Raw genomic sequence first — 418 nt, forward strand, 5'->3', positions numbered from 1 at the left:
CCGCAATAGCTTTCTGAGAATATCCATTCTCCAGCATACATAACGCCATGAAACGCTTGTCCTCGTAGGCTTCGCCTTTAGCGATCCCCCCCTTGCGACCGCGTGCGGCCTGTACAGCGGAAAACCCTTCTGGCGAGAATTTTCTATGCGTGTATTTCGCAATGCTCCTGCCAATAGCCCGGCATTCAGCTGGTGAAAGCGGAACAGGAAGCGATGCGTTGTACATTTCGACACGCTGAATCACGGCATCAAGCCACTGTGAGAATTCAGGCCAGCCCTGACGAATCGCCCTGTAAGCCCATTTGCGCGTCATTTCGAACAGGTGGCAGTTTCGCCCCATCCCGTAATGTTTATCGATGCTACGGCGCGCTGAGGCGCTCAAATCGAGATAATCAGCCAGTCCATCGAGGGTATAGGC

Annotated in this window: 1 protein-coding gene; it reads right to left on the reverse strand. The window is 53.6% G+C overall.

The genetic code is table 11. The annotated features are described in order from the left end of the window. On the reverse strand, positions 1–418 hold a 418-nt coding region (locus tag EFT72_RS19005), incomplete at both ends, for a primase alpha helix C-terminal domain-containing protein (protein ID WP_243110069.1).

Source organism: Clostridium sp. E02 (assembly GCF_003833015.1).
Classification (GTDB): domain Bacteria; phylum Bacillota; class Clostridia; order Lachnospirales; family Lachnospiraceae; genus Lacrimispora.